Genomic DNA, 1846 nt, shown 5'->3' with positions numbered 1-1846 from the left:
GTTCACTGGAGAGTAGTAATCGTGCAAAATAGTTTTCCATATCCTTAGTATACACAGATGGGTTTGTACCCTACAAGCTCTTCTCTGCACGAACTGCAAGATAGCAGTCATGGATATAACTGTCGATCATCATGAATCCTGCCGTGTCGGTGTAGATACCCGTTAAATGAAACCCACAGTCCGTAAGCCCTCCAAGCAGGTCTTGCAACGTATGGGAAAATTCAATGGTATCATGTTTTCTCATACGCTTTTCCAACTCCTTTTTCCCAAGGCTTTTCAAGTCAGAGTAGGGGATGGTGTATTTCACCTGGAGGTGGTTTCTTAAGGCTTTCTTTTCGTCAAAGAGATAGAGCACTGGGTTGGTGATGCTGGTAAGCATTCGCCCACCTTTCTTCAAGATCCTGTAGCAGTGTTGATACATGCTGTGCACCTCATCAATGAAACATGTGGAGGTTGGGTTGTATATCATGTCAAACGTGGAGTCTGCAAAACAGGAGAGGTCCCGCATATCTCCCTTGACGAATTCCATTTCCAGTTGGAGTCGCTCAGCATAGGATGCATCCTGTGCAAGTTGTTTTTCTGAAATATCATACAGGGTTACCTCTGAACCAGCGAGTGCAAGAAGAACCGCTTGCTGACCACCACCACAGGCAAGGGCAAGGATCTTTTTTCCTTTAACACCACTGACCCAGGATGGAGGGACCTGCTTGAACGGAGAGAGAACCATATCCAATTCTCCTCTTCGTGCTTTCTCTATCTGTTCTTCAGTGCAGCCATCTGTCCAGATGGTGTGTTTTTCAACTTCACTATCCCAAGCTCGTGCATTGTGCTCAACATATGTATCCATGTGTGGAGGGTAGCATGGAAGGGTATAGTTTGCAATGAGATAAAATACAACTGTATTTATTGTATTGTTTTAGAAATGAGAGGAGTATAGGTAAGAACTCCTTGTACGCGATGTGACTGCATAAGAGCAATACTCTTTGCCTTACTGGAAAAGAGAGGCATATCGGGAAGTTCTTTAAAGCGAGCTCTTCGAAAGAGTGTAATGTGTGCTTTGAAACGGGTGTCCTTGAAAACCACGTGGTATTCTTGCAATAGGGCAATAAGTGTCTTCTGTAATTGAAACAATCTTGTATGATGGGCTATCCCACTGTAGATGATGTCACCTCCCTGCTTGGGAAATGTTCCTAGATGATTGAACAGGACTTCGACCTCTCTTTTGGGCATTGCCTCAAGGATGTCTCCAAGCAAAGGAAGGATTTTCTCATCCTGCTCTCCGAGAAAGGCAAGGGTGAGATGGAGATTCCCTTTGCTCGTTGGATTTCCTTTAGAGAGATAAGGAACAATGGTGTTCTGGATGGATGTAAGCTGTTGCAAAGTGCTCTCTGGAAACAGCAGTGCATAAAAGAGTCTCATGGAGAGAGTATACTATGAAACAAAGTCTTTGTAGCCAGAAAAAAGCATAGTATAGTGTTGTGAGGAGAAAATCATGAAGATAGTTCTTATTGGGGCAGGCAGTGCACAGTTTGGGCTTGGTACCCTTGGCGATATTATGCAAAGTAAAACATTGGTGGGAAGTACCATCAGTTTGGTTGATATCAATGCAGAAGCGTTAAAGAAGGTCTATAACAAAGCCAACGCATTTGTCGAAGCGAATAATCTCCCTTTTACCATTGAGGCAACCACTGACCGTAAGGAAGCACTGCAGGGTTGTGATGTAGTGGTCATCTCCATCGAGGTGGGAAATCGTTTTCAGCTCTGGGATGAGGATTGGACGATCGCCCAACAGTACGGCATTAACCAGGTGTATGGGGAAAACGGCGGCCCTGGGGGAGTATTTCAT

The 1846-nt window shown here is 44.6% G+C and carries 2 protein-coding genes and 1 pseudogene; 1 reads left to right on the top strand and 2 read right to left on the bottom strand.

All coding sequences use genetic code 11. The features are described from left to right. Nucleotides 1–70: 70 nt before the first annotated feature. Together JF818_RS03145 and thpR are read right to left on the bottom strand one after the other, a co-directional pair. Nucleotides 71–847 carry a class I SAM-dependent methyltransferase gene (locus JF818_RS03145; protein WP_198890530.1) on the bottom strand — a complete coding sequence of 259 codons (777 nt, stop codon included), beginning with the start codon at nucleotides 845–847 and terminating at the stop codon, nucleotides 71–73. 56 nt (nucleotides 848–903) lie between these two features. Beyond that, a complete protein-coding gene (thpR, locus tag JF818_RS03140; RefSeq protein WP_198890529.1) occupies nucleotides 904–1419 on the bottom strand; it encodes an RNA 2',3'-cyclic phosphodiesterase in 516 nt (171 codons plus the stop codon). Nucleotides 1420–1492: 73 nt separating this feature from the next. Between thpR and JF818_RS03135 the strand changes: the two are divergent. Further along, nucleotides 1493–1846: pseudogene (locus JF818_RS03135) on the top strand (alpha-glucosidase); the annotation flags it as partial.

The organism is Sphaerochaeta sp. S2 (genome assembly GCF_016406725.1).
GTDB lineage: Bacteria > Spirochaetota > Spirochaetia > Sphaerochaetales > Sphaerochaetaceae > Sphaerochaeta.
Note: the sequence above shows the minus strand (reverse complement) of the source record. Positions and strands in the feature narration are given on the sequence as shown.

What these genes read in the sequence shown, in the direction of transcription:
- JF818_RS03145 (WP_198890530.1), bottom strand. Translation starts at nt 847, where the DNA reads ATGGATACATATGTTGAGCACAATGCACGAGCTTGGGATAGTGAAGTT.
- thpR (WP_198890529.1), bottom strand. Translation starts at nt 1,419, where the DNA reads ATGAGACTCTTTTATGCACTGCTGTTTCCAGAGAGCACTTTGCAACAG.